Below are 16,027 nucleotides of genomic sequence, written 5' to 3'. Positions count from 1 at the left end.
CTTTGCAAGGGTGGGTGAGCATCCACAGGAAGATAATGAACAATCCGGTATGGCAAGATCCTAAACTCCTTAAACTTTGGATGCTTTGCCTACTGGAAGCTTCACATAAGGAACATGAACAGTTAGTCGGTAAACAAATAATTAAATTAGAACCAGGTCAATTTATTACAGGAAGATTTTCATTAGCTGAATCCTACAATTATGGGATGAAAAAAAATGAAAAAGTTAACGAAAGAACATTGTGGCGTTGGTTAAAGGGGTTAGAAAACGATGATTTTTTGACCATCAAATCAGAGACGAAATATAGCGTTGTAACAATAAATAACTGGAATTTGTATCAGCATGATGTCCAACTAAATGACCAACAAGTGTCCAACAAATGTCCAGCAAATGTCCAACAAGTGTCCACAAACAATAATGGTAATAAGGGTAATAATGACAATAATTTAAATACTACTACTACTACCGAATTGGAAAATCCCATTGCTTTGTTCGAAAAAATTCTATGTCGGTTGTCCCCAATTCAGTCGCACTCCTTAATGAAATGGGTGGATGAATTTGAAGGGAAATCGGAAATCGTTAATGAGGCAATCACAATAGCAGATAACAAAAATAAACGTTATTTTGGCTTTGTTGAGTTCCTCTTAAAAGAATGGGCAAATAACAATTTAGGATCACTGGATAGAATTAGAGCTTATGAACAGGAGAAGTTTAATAAAACGAAATCTAATACTAATTTTAATCGAAAACCTATCAGAAAGGAAAAAACCCCTTCATGGTTTGAAGAGGAGCAACAAAAAGTAAGTAAGATAAAACCGGTTGGTGATGTCGAGTCGCCAGAAGAAAAACGTGCTCGTTTGGAGCGCATACAACAAAAATATCAAAAATCCGGATCCTGAAAGGAGATATATGATGGGCATCCTATATCAAGCGGTAATGAAGCGCAATTTCATTATCAATCAACTGGAGAATGCCGGCATCAAAGAACATCAAAATAAATCTATCTATCAACTAGATTATCAGACTCTTAAGTATGTTTTAACTATGCATAGGATACAAAATGAGGTGTGAATATGAAGCTAGGTCAACAAGTAAGATTTAAAAAATGTCTTATTAAAGGTCATGATGGTGCTTCTTTTAATTACCTCACACCTAAGCAGGAAAAAGAGTTAGAAAATACTTGTCAGTTAAAAATTAGAAAGTTGGTTGAGAAGGAATTTGGTCAGCATAAAACAGGAATTGTCGTTGGAAAAAGAAGGGTTGGTATAGAAACAACACTTGAGGAAGCGCAAAACCATGAAGGGGATTTCTTAGATCGTTTTTCCTGGTATGACACCACCTATGACACTGTTTTTCTAGTAGCTTGTAATCTTAAAGGCTTTTACAAAGTACGAGAAGAGGATTTGGAGGTAATTTCATGAACTGTCCAATATGTAATCGTCCACTAAAAAGCAAAAAGTCTATCGAGAGAGGCATTGGTCCTGTATGTGAAACAAAGATTGCCAAATTGAAAGATAAAGAGAATAAGGATCAGATTTCTTTTGACTTGAAAAAGGAGAGTGAATACTAATGGGATTAGATTTTAGTCATTGTGATGCACATTGGGGCTATGGTGGTTTTATGAACTTCAGAAGAAGGTTGGCTGAAAAAATTGGAATAGATCTTTTGAAAATGGATGGTTTTACAGGTCCTGTACAAGGTTATCGTGGAATTTCATGGGAGACTGTTACTGATCAAATAAAACCATTACTTGATCATTCTGATTGTGACGGTATATTAACTCCCGATGAATGCAAGCAAGTATACCCAAGATTAATTGAATTAACTATGGATTGGGATGAAAGCGATCCAGACAAAATAAATGCTTTAGAACTAGTTAAAGGTATGAAACTTTGTATAGAAAATAATGAGGACTTGGAGTTTTATTAACATGCAACGGATGTCATCTAAGGAATTTCGCAAAATGAAGACAAATAGACCTAAATACGGTAATCAGAAAACGATAGTAGATGGCATTACTTTTGATAGTAAAGCCGAGGCAATCTATTACAACCAACTGAAATGGCTAAAACAAGCAAAACAAATAAAAGATTTTAAGCTACAGCCAAGATACATACTCCAAGAAGCTTTCACTAAGAATGGTAAGCATTTTCGCAAGATTGAATATGTAGCGGATTTCGAGGTTCATAAGTTGGATGGGACCATTGAAATAGTAGATATAAAAGGACATGAAACAAAAGAGTTTTTACTAAAACGGAAGCTATTTGAACGACAATACCTTGATACTCTTTCTGTCCTTGCTTACGATGATCATTTTGGATTTATAGAGTTGGACAAGCTAAAAAAACTTAAGGGGAAGGTGAAGAGAAATGGCTCAAACTAGCGTGCCAAGAAGGTACACAGGGGCAGTCAGAACTGTTTCATCAAGTGATGGATGGAAGCCAACCCTAGATGAATATACTCTTACGCAAGATCAATTAGCCAGGTATAAAGCAGGTGAAAAGTTAGAAGATATTTTGAAAGGGGAGAAGGACGTGGTCTTAACCAAGGAACGATATCTGGACCTTAAAAGCCGAGGTGTTTCAGATACAAAAATTGCAAAGGATTTCAATTTAAAACATATAGGGGAACTTACCCAATGGAAAAAAGATAACTTTTCTCCAGAAGAAATCGAACAGCTACGAATGAATACAGTTCTAGCTAGAAGAAATGGAACAGTAAATAAAGCTGCTTTAAGCACTTCAAATGACGCAGAGAGTAAAACTACCAAAAGTGATTTATCGAACGAAAATAAGGAAATTAGTAAGGAATTAGAGCTACTTAAACGTGAACTAGTAGATGCACATAAGTTAGTTACTGAAAAAGAGGAACTGCTTAAGGATTCGGTGCAGGAAAATTTAAGGAAAGACGAGCTTATCATCAAGCTTCAAAACCAATTAGATAAATCAGTCGAACTTTATGAAACGGCCATGCTAGATAAAGAGCAGCTTCATAAAGAAAATACAAATCTAGTAAATAGAGTTCAAACCTATGAGCGTGAAATTGATAACCTTCAAAAACGTTGTGATCGATATCAAAGTGAATACATTGAGCTTGAGGATGAAGTAACCGGTTTAAGACGTTTCGCTCTTACAAAGCTGAAAAAGGATGTATATCCGGCATGACAAGGCGAGTGGTGGAGCATAAGTACAAAGGGACGGATAACGAAATTTTACAGGTAATTACTGTTTTTGAACCTGGCATTAATAAAGAGCAGATCAAGAAGATGAACAGCTTTACTAAGAAAATTAACACACTGATTCCTGCTGGTAATGAGTACGACTGGAAAAGGAGTGGGTGATGTGGGAAATGCTTTAAGGCAAATGAAACGACAAGGGAGAAATTCTTTTCCTTTGTTTAATACACAAACAGAACGGGTTTTTAATACTAGAAATTCATTTAGATCGATAGATGGATTAGGGCAAAGTTTTATTAAACAAACTGAATATCTAACTATTTCATTCAATAAAAAAACGCTCTAATTGAACGCTTTCTTATTGAATAGTCAATCTGGATTTTTATAAATCAATTGGTAACCATAAATTAATAAAGAATAAATCATTGCCACAATAACATGATGTATTTTTTTGAATTTGACGTACGTAATAAAATTGAGCTTTTCGAAAAGAGGTATCACTAGATAAGCATAAACGAAATTATTTAATAAATTTATTAATAGGTATAGCTTTAATTTGCCAAAAGTTAAATGAAAAATCCATAAACAGCCAATAGAAAAATATGCAATTATGCTTAGAAGGTTCCACATTCTTTTTCTGGAGCTTCCTCTCAATCCCCAGAAGTTATAATGATGTCCTATAAAAGATACAGTAACAGTTATAAGAGTGGAAAAGATTGTGACTGGTAAGTATTTTTTGAGTGACTTTTTGGGAATAAAAAAAGCAGTCGACCAAGCTAACAGAGAACCAATTCTAATTAAAGCTGTGATCATTATCTTATCTCCTTTCTATGTTATTTATTAGTTCTGTCAAACTCAAAAATAATATATAGGGAATAGTTATTACTTTTATCTCAAGTAGAAGGGATATTACCCTAAACTACCTCCGGTAACTTTTTTATCATGTTTGACTGTTAATGTGAGCATAACAATACTAAATAAACTTGAAAGAATAGTACTGCTGATGAGTATGGCGATTAATATATTTAGTTTTTTATTCAAGACTACAACCCCTTCCATAATATGTAGGATTAGTTTTTACAAAGTATATAAATTTATGTACAGCATTGAGTTTTAAAAATTCTTTACTCTTTACAAAGTTAATAGTTAAAAACTCATTCATAATTGTGTTTCCAAAGGAGGAATGATTCATGAACGTTGAAGGTACGGTTCAAATATCGATTAAGGATTTTGATGAACTTAAAGCTGCTGCAAAAAAGTTAAAAGAGATTAGAACTCAACTAAGAGAGTGTACCACTGTTGATGATAAGGAAATTAATGAAGATGAATGGATTCAAATAATAAATGTTGACGCTGAAAAAATAACAAAAATTGCAGCTGAATATTCAGCAGTTGAAGAATTTTACGAGGACGATGTAATAAAACTTGTAAATCTGAAATCAGTTGTTACTTCAAATACTTAATTAAGCATTTTATTTCGCATATAGGAGGAAATAATGCAAGTTTTGGTAATTTTTCAAAAATCAGATAGAAAAGTGATTGCTACATTTGAAATTAACACAATAATTACTGAAATGAATGTTTTAGTTATACCGGGTGTTTCATACCTAGTATCTAGCAAAAAGGATATATTTTTTACTGCTTCAAATGGACAAGTTTATGTTAAAGAGATTTGATCCAACATAAAGCGAAACATATTAGCAATAAAGTTTCATTTAAGATATTTCAAAAGTCCGTCATAGTAAACGTACAGACCAATTAGTAACCACCAAACAACAAAAAAAATTATGAGAAATATGTACTTTTTCATGATATTAAATTAACCAATCAAAAGCCTATTTATACATTAAAGAAAATAGTAAATATGCTTAAACTTGTTAGCAATTAAGTTTGATAAAGAGGTGAATTAAAATGGCCATACCAAGAATCTTGCATTATCCAGGTAGCAAATGGAGTATGGCTGATTGGATTATTAGTCACATGCCGGAGCATAAAACATACCTTGAGCCGTTCTTTGGATCCGGAGCAGTGTTTTTTAGAAAAGAAACATCATTGCTAGAAACCATTAATGATATTGATAGTAACATAATAAATCTTTTTAAAGTAATAAGGGATTATCCGGAAAAGTTAGCTGAAAAGGTATATTGGACACCACTATCTAGAGAGGAATACTATAAATCTTTTGAAGCAAATCCAGAGGATGAAATTGAACGGGCTCGAGTATTTTTAGTTAGGTGTGGGCAAGCAATTGGGGCAAAAACAAGTGATCGAACTGGATGGAGAAGTAACATCAATCCACTCAATCATCATAAAGCAAAGGAATGGAACAAGCTCCCTGAAAAAATATTGAGCGTAGCTGATCGATTAAAAAATGTTCAAATTGAACATCAAGATGCTAGTAAACTAATAGATAGATATAACAGACCAGAAGTACTTATATATGCAGATCCACCTTATGTATTAAGAACCAGGAGCAAGAGAATGTATGCCCATGAATTTAGCGATGAGGATCATGCTATTTTAATTGGATGCTTAAAAAGACATTCCGGACCAGTACTGTTAAGTGGTTATGATAATGATTTATATAATCACTTTTTGAATGATTGGCACAAGGAAACATTTGAAGCTTATGCAGAAACTGGTTCTAAACGTACTGAAGTTTTATGGATAAATCCAGTAGCAGCAGAAACAGGGTATTATCAGCAAACGTTGTTTTAGGAAACAAAATGATAGTTTTGTTTTCCATTTTGAGGAGGCTGACTTTGCTGGGAAGTGTTAGGGAAAAGAGGAAGTCAGCCAAAGATAAATATTATTGAGCACCTTCACACCATCTTGGTGGGCCCATTAAAGAGCATCCTTGAGGCTCAATTGTTGCGGCTGACACAGAGGTTGAAACGGTAAAAATTAAGGCGGTTATCAACCCAAGCCTTATAAGCATTTTTTTCATATTTTTCACCTCACTTTATTTGAATCTGAAAATATATTAACAGAAAAATTTAGTAATAAAAATATATTTCTGTATATTCAGATAAAATGGTTATTTTTTACTAAATCAACTTAGATGATAGGAGGAGAAGAGGATGGAAAGTACAAACAATTATTTTTCATCCTTAGATAATAGCAAGGTGTAAATACCTATAAGTAATCCAAGTATTATAAGTAATAAAATTATAATTATAACTATTTCAGCATTGAGATGTACTTTACAGAGATAGAGTAAAACAAAAAATGCAAGAGAAACAATGAAAATAATCAAAAAAATAGTTGATAAATTTGGTTTATTCAAAATATCACCACCTTAAGAAAATTATAACATTTCCTTATTAAGTAAAATTTAATTATTTCCTCTAAATAGATATTAAAAACACAAGGTAGGTTGAGTTATGATCGAGTATATTTGCAATGAATGTGATCAATTGGAAATTGCATTTGAAGTCATACCGAAAATAAAGTGTCCTGAATGCGGAAAATATATGGAAGCAGTAGAGGTTAACGATTAAAAGGAATTATTTATCTTTGCGAATCATCAAAAATTGATACTTAAGTATTAAGGTATCTAACTCTTGGCTTTTTTGAATAGTTTCTGGATGGTTAAGCCCTTTTTGGGTACCAACAGTAATTAGGTTTTCTCTTAGATGGTCGATACGGTTCGATAATTCCCTTTTTTCTAGGTTATTAGTCACTGTAATCAACTCTTTCTAAAAAACTATTATTTTGTAATATTATGACATATTTTGATGGTAAATGGAAGTTGATGAGGGATATTGTTGAAGGAAATTCATACTTGCCAAATTTAATTGGACAAGTTGTTTGAAATTTTAAAGGCATCTATCTAAGATGCCTACTTAAAAAATTCATAGAAACCCATATTCATTGGAAATGCCCAAATGTAAGCACCAAGCAAAGCAATAGGACCTAATAAAAAATTAAATATCAGTTTTGGTAGCCATCTAAAAACTAACCAATATATTAATGAAATTGAAACCATACAAAGAATTAGAAGAACTAGCGGAATAATAATTTGCATAGTATTTAGTTCTACATTTTCAAATAGGTTCAAATATAACACCTCGCTTAAGGAATATTTTACTATAAAACGAGTTTTAGAGATAAAAAAGAATAAAAAAAGACAGGATCACTCCCGTCAGCCAACTTAATTATACCATTAGGAGGGGTCCTGGTGAGACTAAAAGATATAGAAATTAATCCTAGTACTATGAGACTAGAAGTTGATATAATGGAACTAAAGGGAAGTTTTGCCATAGTGGTATGTGATGGAAAAGCTAAAGTGACTCCTTTACCTGAATATGGTGAGACGAAAATTGTTACACATCAAGGCAAGATTAAGCGTGTAAAGTGGGACGAGGGGGAAGAGTTTTGATATTGAAAGATAATTCTGAACTTAAATTGGTACTAAGAAATGGATAGATTCATTATCAATATACCAAAGAAAGTCGAGAATGACTTTTTGGGATTCACTTTTTTATCAAGTTTATTTACAAATACGGAAGGTTTAATAAATGTAGATATCGAATTAGAATTTAAAAGCACCAGATGGTTTGAGGCAAATCTCGCATCCACTTTAGGTGCTTGGCTTGAATTAAAGCTATATAATGGGTGTAGAGTTATTCTAAGTAACATAACAAATTCAATTCAAAAAATATTTAAGAAAAATGGGTTTTATGAAAGATATCAATTGGGTAGAATTGATGATACCTATGATTCTACAATTAAATATGAAGTCTTTTCAGTACAAGATAGTGATGATTTCTCAAATTATGTTAGTAATCATGTAATACCTAAGATAAGATTAGATTTATCAAATCCTGTGATGAAAAGCTTTAAGTTGAGTTTAAATGAGATTTTTATTAATGTTCAACTTCATGCTAAAAGTGATAAAGTTTATACCTGTGGGCAATATTATCATATGAATAAAAAGGTAGCTTTTACAATCACTGACTTAGGTAGAACTATTGGTACAAATGTTAGAGAAAAGTTATGCGACAAGCAAATCTCTGATTCAACAGCAATTAAGTGGGCTACAAAATATGGAAATACAACTAAAGAGCATACAAATGTTCATACTGAAGCTGGTGGAATTGGTTTACATATTATTGAGGAATTTTTAACAGAAAATAATGGTGTGTTTCAAATTATTTCTGGTAATGGGTATTGGGAAAATAATGAGGGGTTAATACATCAAAGAAATCTTGATTTTTATTTTCCTGGAACTGTTGTAAATATTATTTCTAAATTAGAAAACACTTTCACTTGGCAAAATGATATTCTGTTTTAATAATTGGAGGAATATTACATGAATAAAATTTATGTCAAAGATATTATCAATTCAAGAATTGCAGTCTCTCCAGAAAAGGGGGAGACTTTATACAAATTCATCGTAAATGAATTAAGTACAAAAAAGCCATTTTATCTTAGCTTTTCGGATGTGGAAGACACAACAACAGCTTTTTTAAACAAGGCAATTGGGAATCTTTATAATAATTTTTCATCAGAAGAATTAAATAAATATCTTTCAATCATTGATCTGGATGATTTAGATAAATATTTATTGAAAAAAGTTATAACAAGGGCAAAAGTTGATATAAAAAACATCAGTGAGATTGATGAGGTATTAGAAAATGAGTGAAGTATATCATATAGAACAATTTTCACCTTCTAAGGATGACAAATTTTTTTTAGATACTAATATTTGGATGTATTTGTATTGTAGTATTGGAAATTATAATCAATCTGTTGTTGAAAAATATAATGTTTTCTTCGAAAAAATCTTAAATTCTAATGCAAAAATATATACAACTGCTATGCAAATTTCGGAGTTCTTCAATACGTATTGTAAACTAGAGTACCATATTGCAAAACAAACTCATCCAGAACTTAACTACAAGCGTGATTTTCGAGCAAGCGAAGATTTTATTGATTTAGTTTCAAATTTGAGAATGATTATTAAACATAGAATATTCAAACATGCTGAAAAAATTGATGATAAATTTTCTAATATTAAAATAGATGAAGTATTAAAAAATAGTAGCTATGACTTTAATGATGAATATTTTATTAATTTGTGTTTACAAGATTCTATAATAATTGTTTCAAATGATAGAGACATGATGTCACATCCAAGTGGCATTAAAATTGTATCTAATTTAAAACAATAGAATACTAGCCTACCAGACAACTGGAGGACACTGAATGACAGCATTTAATGCTGCCGTTTGGTGTCCTTTTTTATTTGTAAAAAGGGGATGAGGAAATGAATCAATCATTTAAAGTTCAACTAAAACAATGGGAGAAACAGCATAAAGAAATGATTAGTGAAGGTCGTCAGAGGAACAGTAAGCGTAAATCAGAGAGGTTATCGGAGTCTGAGATAAAAGACCTTATGGGAGTCAATATGGCGACATATAAGCGTGGAAAAGGCGGAGCTATAAGAAGAAAATAGTATCCTGTTTAATAATGATTGTAAATTTAATTATTTTATAAAATAAAAATATCTTATTCGGAAGGTGAGCTTATGAATAAAAAAGAAATTGAAAATATCCTCAAAGATTATCACTGGATGATTAACTCCATAAAAGAATTACGTAAGTCCTTGCAATCAGCTGGTGAAGGGTTGACTGCTCAATATGGTGTTGAAGCAACATTACCTAAACCACAAGGAATAACTGGCGATCCCATTTATAGAGAACTTATCAGACGAGAAAAAAGGCATGTAGTGATAAATAAATATAAGAAAAAAATTTCTGTTATTCAAGACAGATTGTATTTGATTAAAGATGATCGTGAACTCGAGGTGCTTCATTGGTTACTTGAGGGGAAAAGTTATCGATGGATTGGTATGCACATGGGATTATCCTTTTCCCATATTAAAAGAATTCGTGATTCTATCGTCGATAAATTAGCAGATGAAACAAATGGCACGAATGGCACAAAAGAAACAGAATTGCAAAAACATAAATCTGCTTGTTAGAATGGGAGGCAGGACGGCGCGGTAGTTAAACCTGGCCTGTAAATAGATCGTTTTGAAAAGCTCCACCTTTCGGTGGGGGTTATAAATTTAATTATTTTATGAACATAAACACTTGATATGACAAGGATTGAGAAGGGTCTAAATAATAGCGTTTGTTAAGCTCTTTATATAAATTTAATTAATTTAAGAGTATTTTATTCGCCAAGTGTGGACATGTTATTAGTGAAAGGCATTACAAAATGAAATGCCCTAGTAAGGGCTAGAGCATTTCAAAATGTTCAGCATTATAAGAAATAGAAAAGCCAAATTAGTAAAATCAACTCGGAAAAGCTTAAAGAGATTTTAATCTGCATTGGTTTAACGCCTCCTTTCTATTGTTAGTATTGACTGTTAAGGGAGGCATTATTCCATTTTTGAAGGCTTATACTAATTATGGATTTTTTTATTTAGTTTTCATCTGGCTATAAGTAGGAAAAAAGTCTCCTTTTGTCGAAGTAAGTAGATAAAAGGAGGGAGAATATGCCGAAATATTTAATTAAATACCATACAGTGAGCGGTAAGGAATTCGAACAACAAATTGAAGCTAGTTCTTTAAATGCAGCAAAGGCAACTGCTATGATGCAAGAAAATCATTTTGAGATTGGAAAACATTATGCGATATATATAAATACCGATCATGTTGTAGCAACTGAGGTTACTCTTGTAGAAGAAATAAATTTGGACGATTATTAATAATTAAGTAGTATGTTGATTAAAAGCATCCTTTTGGGTGCTTTTTACATTTATTAAGTAGGAAAAAAGTCTCCTTTTGTCGAAGTTAGTGGAAGAGAGGAGGTGTGAGCATGAGTATATTAGGTATTTTTAATTCCCTAGAAACAAAAGATAATATTATTGAATTTTCTATCAAAGAATTGGAAGATAGAAGCATTATCATTGGTCATATTGATAAAAAAGGTGACAATGGTGAAATTTTAGGTGGGCTTAATCGTTATGAGTTTGCGGTTGAAGATTTGAATGATCAAAAAGAATTTTTGAATAAGTACCTTAATTACCTTGAAAATCGTGATTGGTAATAAATTAGTTATGTTAAGCCGTTTAATAATAAACGGCTTTTTCTTATGACCGGAATTTTTTGATACATCTGGAGGTGGGTGATATGTAGTGCCAAGAAAAAGAGATCCTAAACGAGATGAAGCATTTGAGATTTATAAAAAATCTAATGGTGAATCTAAATTAAAGGATATTGCAGAAGAATTAGGGGTTGCAGAAGGTACTGTTCGAGGATGGAAAAACAAAGATAAATGGGATGAAAAACTAAATGGAACGTTCCAAAAGAAAATACGGAACGTTCCAAATAATAGTGCTCCCAAAAAGGCAAGAGCCCCAGATGAAGAAATTACCTTAGATAATTTTCTTGAAGATAGTGAACTGACTGAAAAACAAAGGTTATTCTGTCTTTATTATGTAAGAAGTTTTAATGCAACACAGTCTGCAATCAAAGCTGGGTATTCTCCAGCAACAGCTCATGTGCAAGGTCCACGATTGTTAGGTAATGTTAGAGTTCGAGAGGAAATTAAGCGTATTAAGCAGTACATGACCAATGAGCTCTTTATTGAAGCAATGGATGTGCTGAATAAGTATATTAAGATTGCATTTTCTGATATAACGGACTATCTAACATTCGGTCAAAGAGAAGTCCAAGTTATGGGTGCCTTTGGTCCAGTTGAAGATGAAAATGGATATCCAGTTATGAAAGAGGTCAATTATGTTGATTTCAAAGAATCAGGCATTGTAGATGGAACTATCATATCAGAAGTGAAGCAGGGCAAAGATGGAGTTTCTATTAAGCTTGAAGATCGTATGAAAGCATTGGATAAGCTTGCTCTGTATTTTGATCTATTTCCAGATAAATTCAAACGTCAGATTGAGGAAGAGAAACTTAAAATTGCTCATCATAAAGTATTTGGTGGCGATGACAATGAAGAGTATGAGGATGATGGTTTTGAGGATGCACTAAATTCTACAACTTCGGAGGTGTGGACAGATGTTAACAACACAACCGACGAAGACAGTTAAAAGCTTCTCGTTTTTATCTAATGCATCAAAACGAAAGAAACCTGCACCATTTAAATTTAAGCCGTTTTCCTTGAAGCAAAAGCAAGTCTTAACTTGGTGGAGAAATGGATCGCCTGTCAAAGATAAAGACGGGATTATTTGTGATGGCTCTGTTCGTGCTGGTAAAACTGTTGTTATGTCTCTTTCCTATGTGATGTGGGGAATGGACACTTTTCATGAAGTAAATCTTGGTATGGCAGGGAAAACCATCGGTTCCTTTCGTCGCAATGTCATTACTCCTTTAAAGAGAATGCTCAAAGCTAGAGGGTACAAGGTTAAAGACCATCGAGCAGACAATTTCTTAACTATTAGTTATAAAGGGAAAACAAATTATTTTTATGTATTTGGTGGAAAAGATGAAGGTTCACAAGATTTAATACAAGGTATCACATTGGGTGGGATGTTCTTTGATGAGGTAGCGTTAATGCCTCAATCCTTCGTCAATCAAGCGACTGCTCGTTGTTCGATTGATGGGGCAAAGTTTTGGTTCAACTGTAACCCAGCTGGTCCTTATCATTGGTTTAAAATCGAATACCTTGATCAACTTAAAGAGAAGAATATGCTTCATATCCATTTTACGATGGATGATAATCTTTCACTTACTGAGAAGACTAAAGAACGTTATAAGAGAATGTATAAAGGCATTTTCTATCAGCGTTTCATTTTAGGATTATGGGTGCTTGCTGAAGGTATTATCTATGACATGTTCGATAAAGACAAGCATGTTGTTCCAACGATTAAAAGGAGATATACAAAGTACTATGTAAGTATTGACTACGGTACACAAAACCCAACGACATTCGGTCTTTGGGGTCTTTATGATGGAATCTGGTATAAAACAAAAGAGTACCATTATGATGGCCGTCAAAGGAGTAAGCAGAAGACAGATCAAGAGTACCTGGTAGATTTGCAAAAGTTCTTAGAAGATATTAGTAGTTTACAAGGAATTATTGTGGATCCCTCTGCTGCATCTTTTATCACTTTATTAAAGAAGAATGGTTATCGAGTGATAAAAGCTCAGAATGATGTAATAGATGGTATAAGAAACGTTGGAACCGCATTGACAAAGAAATTAATTCTTTTTAACGACTGCTGTAAAGAAACTTTCCGAGAGTTTTCCTCCTATATCTGGGATGAAAAAGCTGCAGATCGTGGTGAAGATAAACCGATTAAACAAAATGATCATCATATGGACGGTGATCGTTATTTTGTAAATACTGTAGTCTTACGAAAGTCTGGCGTTTCATTTGATTAAAAAGGAAAGGAGGATATAAAAAATGGATCCATTCAGCGAAACCTTAACAGAAAAATATAATAGAATCATTGAAGAAGGTGCTAAAAATGTCATAACTGACGTTGAAATCATTATGTATGAAGTCAATGAGTGGGAAGATTCATCTTTAAGAAAAATGATGTTAGATGGTCAACGATATTATGAAAATAAGCATGACATTTTAGAGAGAAAGAAAATGGTTGTAGGAGAAGGTGGAGCGCTTCAGGAAGTGAACAACATCGCAAATAACAAAATCGTTCATGGGTTCATACGAAAGTTGGTGGATCAGAAGATTGGATATTTGCTTAGTTTGCCATTCACTATACAAAATGAAAATAAAGAATATATGGAATTACTTACTGAATACTTTAATAAAAAATTCTACCGAATGTTCCAAAATGTAGGGAAAGAAGCAATTAATAAAGGGAAAGCTTGGATTCATATTTATTATGACGAGCAAGGAAACTTTAAATTTAAACGTATTCCCTCTGAAGAAATTATAGCTTTTTGGAAGGATTCAGAAAGGACTGAGCTTGATTATATCATTCGCTCTTTTCGAGTTAAACAGTGGATAGGTAAAAAGAAAGAAACAGTCCATAAAGTTGAGGTATGGGATTCAACTGGAGTTTATCGTTATGTAGTCCACAAGGGAAAATTAATTCCTGATGTAGAAGTTGGGGAATATAGTCCACATTTAATTAGAGAGAACGGAGATGAATTGGAAGGAGTAAATTGGAATCGTGTTCCTTTTGTTTGCTTTAAGTATAACGATGAAGAGTTACCAATTCTCAACTATGTTAAGTCCATTGTAGATGACTACGATAAGCAGAAATCAGATAACTCTAATAACCTTGAAGAATTACCTAATGGAGGTATTTATGTTGTAAAGAATTATGACGGTACTGATTTAGGGGAGTTTAGACGTAATTTATCTGTATACCGAGCTGTTAAGGTAACCGAAGAAGGTGGTCTGGAAACTTTAAATTTAGAAATTGATACAGAAGCATTTAAAACGCATATGGAAATGCAACGTAAAGATTTATACGAGTTAGGACGTGGAGTAGATACTCAGTCAGATCGTTTAGGAAATGATCAATCGGGTATTGCTCTACGTTTTTTATATGCCGATTTAGATATGGATGCAAATATCATAGAAACAGAGTTTCAGGCAGCACTTGAGCAGCTAAAGTGGTTCATTGACCAAGATATAGCGATTCGTACAGCTAAGGACTATTCCAGCCAAGAGGTTGAGTTTATCTTTAATAGGGATATTATCATCAATGAATCTGAAGTAATCGAAAATGCTAGTAAGAGTACGGGACAAATTTCTGATGAAACGATTATTGCTAATCATCCTTGGGTAACAAACGTCCAAGATGAAATACAACGTCTTGAAAAGCAATACAATCGGCAAGAAGATTATAAAGATACGTTTGAAGATGTGAAGAACGATGAGTAGTAATAAAAAGTATTGGGAAGGTCGTTCTGTACAACGAGAAATAGAGTCTCAGATTATTGTTAGCAAGTACCTAACAAAGATGGAAGAAAGCCTAAGAGAAGCCCAACATGATATCTTGAGACAGATTGAATCTTTTTATTCCAGGTATGCAAATGAAAATCAAATTTCCATAGCAGATGCAAAGAAGTATTTGACTCCAAAAGAATTGAGTGATTTTAGGAATATAGATTTAAAGAGATTTAGAGAAATGTCGTTATCCGGAAATCCTGGATATGATCGAATCTTGAATGCAGTAAGTTATCGGGTCCGTATTTCTCGATTGGAAGCTCTTAATCTTCAAATTGAAATGAGAATGGCTGAATTATATAGCGGTGTTAACGGATTGCAAGAATACACCTATACTGGATTGGTTGATGTCTATCAAAATTCGTATTATAAAACGATGTTTGATCTTACAGAGCAGGGAGTTATGACAGGTACGGTTATAGCTTTGTCCGATGAAACGATGCAAGAGGTTCTTTCCTACAATTGGAGTGGGAAAGAGTTTTCAGAACGGATTTGGGGTCATCAAGAATCAGCAAGACAAGCAATCCGTAAAGAACTTGAGAGAAGTTTTGCTTCGGGTCGGTCAATTCAAAAGACAACTAAAGCAATAATGGATGTCACAGATGTAACCCTTTCAAGAGCCGAAGCACTTGTAAGAACAGAAGCTAATTTTTTTCATAATGTAGCAGCACAAAAAAGCTATTCGGATGCAGAGATTGAACGCTATGAAATACTGGCCACTTTGGACAGTAGAACCTCCGAAATTTGCAGGCATCAAGATGGTAAGATATACGCAGAAAAGGACTATAAACCTGGTAAAACAGCACCACCATTTCATGTGCGCTGTCGTTCTACTACAATTCCATATTTTGATGAATCAGAATACACAGTAGACGAGAAAAGACAGTCAGCAAGTGGTTTGATAGACTCTATTACTTATGAAGAATGGTTTAAGAAATATGTGAAATAAGG

At 33.1% G+C, this 16,027-nt stretch carries 25 protein-coding genes; 23 read left to right on the top strand and 2 right to left on the bottom strand.

Annotated elements, in window-relative coordinates:
- Positions 1-35: 35 nt before the first annotated feature.
- From I5818_RS22005 to I5818_RS21975, 7 genes are all read left to right on the top strand, one after another.
- Positions 36-899, top strand: a complete 864-nt coding sequence (locus I5818_RS22005; protein WP_209391816.1) for a DnaD domain-containing protein — start codon at positions 36-38, stop codon at positions 897-899.
- A 174-nt stretch (positions 900-1,073) separates the two neighbouring features.
- The gene (locus I5818_RS22000; protein ID WP_078109928.1) at positions 1,074-1,421 is read left to right on the top strand and encodes a hypothetical protein; all 348 of its coding nucleotides are present in this window, start codon (positions 1,074-1,076) and stop codon (positions 1,419-1,421) included.
- A complete protein-coding gene (locus tag I5818_RS21995; protein WP_169846888.1) occupies positions 1,418-1,570 on the top strand; it encodes a DUF6011 domain-containing protein in 153 nt (50 codons plus the stop codon). The genes I5818_RS22000 and I5818_RS21995 overlap by 4 nt, the downstream gene beginning before the upstream one ends.
- On the top strand, positions 1,570-1,929 hold the full coding sequence (locus I5818_RS21990; protein ID WP_078109927.1) for a hypothetical protein: 360 nt from the start codon (positions 1,570-1,572) through the stop codon (positions 1,927-1,929). The genes I5818_RS21995 and I5818_RS21990 overlap by 1 nt, the downstream gene beginning before the upstream one ends.
- Before the next feature lie 34 nt (positions 1,930-1,963).
- Positions 1,964-2,383 (top strand): DUF1064 domain-containing protein, encoded by a 420-nt coding sequence (locus I5818_RS21985; protein WP_078109938.1) that lies wholly within the window; start codon positions 1,964-1,966, stop codon positions 2,381-2,383.
- A complete protein-coding gene (locus I5818_RS21980) occupies positions 2,370-3,164 on the top strand; it encodes a hypothetical protein (protein ID WP_078109926.1) in 795 nt (264 codons plus the stop codon). The genes I5818_RS21985 and I5818_RS21980 overlap by 14 nt, the downstream gene beginning before the upstream one ends.
- Positions 3,161-3,340, top strand: coding sequence for a hypothetical protein (locus I5818_RS21975; protein ID WP_078109925.1), 180 nt, complete (start codon positions 3,161-3,163; stop codon positions 3,338-3,340). Before I5818_RS21980 ends, I5818_RS21975 begins: the two co-directional genes overlap by 4 nt.
- A 204-nt stretch (positions 3,341-3,544) precedes the next feature.
- Here I5818_RS21975 and I5818_RS21970 read toward each other — a convergent pair whose 3' ends face one another.
- Positions 3,545-3,988, bottom strand: a complete 444-nt coding sequence (locus tag I5818_RS21970) for a hypothetical protein (protein ID WP_180211428.1) — start codon at positions 3,986-3,988, stop codon at positions 3,545-3,547.
- A gap of 377 nt (positions 3,989-4,365) precedes the next feature.
- On the opposite strand from I5818_RS21970, the gene I5818_RS21965 reads away from it, so the two are divergent.
- The 4 genes from I5818_RS21965 to I5818_RS26510 all read left to right on the top strand — a co-directional run bounded on the left by I5818_RS21965 (position 4,366) and on the right by I5818_RS26510 (position 6,675).
- Positions 4,366-4,638: a hypothetical protein gene (locus tag I5818_RS21965; protein ID WP_209391815.1), complete on the top strand. Its 273-nt coding sequence runs from the start codon at positions 4,366-4,368 to the stop codon at positions 4,636-4,638.
- A gap of 33 nt (positions 4,639-4,671) precedes the next feature.
- The gene (locus I5818_RS21960) at positions 4,672-4,851 is read left to right on the top strand and encodes a hypothetical protein (RefSeq protein WP_078111329.1); all 180 of its coding nucleotides are present in this window, start codon (positions 4,672-4,674) and stop codon (positions 4,849-4,851) included.
- Positions 4,852-5,086: 235 nt separating this feature from the next.
- Entirely contained in the window at positions 5,087-5,893 is an 807-nt protein-coding gene (locus tag I5818_RS21955; RefSeq protein WP_209391814.1) for a DNA adenine methylase, read from the top strand.
- 665 nt (positions 5,894-6,558) lie between these two features.
- The gene (locus I5818_RS26510) at positions 6,559-6,675 is read left to right on the top strand and encodes an FmdB family zinc ribbon protein (protein ID WP_459213261.1); all 117 of its coding nucleotides are present in this window, start codon (positions 6,559-6,561) and stop codon (positions 6,673-6,675) included.
- Positions 6,676-6,681: 6 nt separating this feature from the next.
- Here I5818_RS26510 and I5818_RS21950 read toward each other — a convergent pair whose 3' ends face one another.
- Entirely contained in the window at positions 6,682-6,858 is a 177-nt protein-coding gene (locus tag I5818_RS21950) for an aspartyl-phosphate phosphatase Spo0E family protein (protein WP_139358282.1), read from the bottom strand.
- A gap of 497 nt (positions 6,859-7,355) precedes the next feature.
- Between I5818_RS21950 and I5818_RS21945 the strand changes: the two genes are divergently transcribed.
- The 12 genes from I5818_RS21945 (at position 7,356) to I5818_RS21890 (ending at position 16,025) form a co-directional block, all read left to right on the top strand.
- Positions 7,356-7,556, top strand: coding sequence for an XtrA/YqaO family protein (locus I5818_RS21945; RefSeq protein WP_078111554.1), 201 nt, complete (start codon positions 7,356-7,358; stop codon positions 7,554-7,556).
- A 39-nt stretch (positions 7,557-7,595) separates the two neighbouring features.
- The gene (locus I5818_RS21940) at positions 7,596-8,471 is read left to right on the top strand and encodes a hypothetical protein (RefSeq protein ID WP_209391813.1); all 876 of its coding nucleotides are present in this window, start codon (positions 7,596-7,598) and stop codon (positions 8,469-8,471) included.
- An 18-nt stretch (positions 8,472-8,489) separates the two neighbouring features.
- Positions 8,490-8,822: an STAS-like domain-containing protein gene (locus tag I5818_RS21935; protein WP_209391812.1), complete on the top strand. Its 333-nt coding sequence runs from the start codon at positions 8,490-8,492 to the stop codon at positions 8,820-8,822.
- A complete protein-coding gene (locus tag I5818_RS21930) occupies positions 8,815-9,351 on the top strand; it encodes a type II toxin-antitoxin system VapC family toxin (protein WP_209391811.1) in 537 nt (178 codons plus the stop codon). Before I5818_RS21935 ends, I5818_RS21930 begins: the two co-directional genes overlap by 8 nt.
- A 95-nt stretch (positions 9,352-9,446) precedes the next feature.
- The gene (locus I5818_RS21925; RefSeq protein WP_078109566.1) at positions 9,447-9,635 is read left to right on the top strand and encodes a hypothetical protein; all 189 of its coding nucleotides are present in this window, start codon (positions 9,447-9,449) and stop codon (positions 9,633-9,635) included.
- 72 nt (positions 9,636-9,707) lie between these two features.
- Entirely contained in the window at positions 9,708-10,163 is a 456-nt protein-coding gene (locus I5818_RS21920) for a helix-turn-helix transcriptional regulator (protein WP_078109565.1), read from the top strand.
- A gap of 519 nt (positions 10,164-10,682) precedes the next feature.
- On the top strand, positions 10,683-10,895 hold the full coding sequence (locus I5818_RS21915) for a hypothetical protein (RefSeq protein WP_078109564.1): 213 nt from the start codon (positions 10,683-10,685) through the stop codon (positions 10,893-10,895).
- 110 nt (positions 10,896-11,005) lie between these two features.
- Positions 11,006-11,236 carry a hypothetical protein gene (locus I5818_RS21910; protein ID WP_078109563.1) on the top strand — a complete coding sequence of 77 codons (231 nt, stop codon included), beginning with the start codon at positions 11,006-11,008 and terminating at the stop codon, positions 11,234-11,236.
- An 88-nt stretch (positions 11,237-11,324) separates the two neighbouring features.
- On the top strand, positions 11,325-12,239 hold the full coding sequence (locus I5818_RS21905; RefSeq protein WP_078109562.1) for a terminase small subunit: 915 nt from the start codon (positions 11,325-11,327) through the stop codon (positions 12,237-12,239).
- Complete coding sequence (locus I5818_RS21900; RefSeq protein ID WP_078109561.1) at positions 12,208-13,533, top strand: PBSX family phage terminase large subunit; 1,326 nt, start codon at positions 12,208-12,210, stop codon at positions 13,531-13,533. The genes I5818_RS21905 and I5818_RS21900 overlap by 32 nt, the downstream gene beginning before the upstream one ends.
- 22 nt (positions 13,534-13,555) lie before the next feature.
- On the top strand, positions 13,556-15,010 hold the full coding sequence (locus I5818_RS21895; protein ID WP_078109560.1) for a phage portal protein: 1,455 nt from the start codon (positions 13,556-13,558) through the stop codon (positions 15,008-15,010).
- Positions 15,003-16,025, top strand: a complete 1,023-nt coding sequence (locus I5818_RS21890; RefSeq protein ID WP_078109559.1) for a minor capsid protein — start codon at positions 15,003-15,005, stop codon at positions 16,023-16,025. The genes I5818_RS21895 and I5818_RS21890 overlap by 8 nt, the downstream gene beginning before the upstream one ends.
- Positions 16,026-16,027 lie beyond the last annotated feature (2 nt).

It is taken from the genome of Heyndrickxia oleronia, assembly GCF_017809215.1.
Lineage (GTDB): Bacteria > Bacillota > Bacilli > Bacillales > Bacillaceae_C > Heyndrickxia > Heyndrickxia oleronia.
Note: the sequence above shows the minus strand (reverse complement) of the source record. Positions and strands in the feature narration are given on the sequence as shown.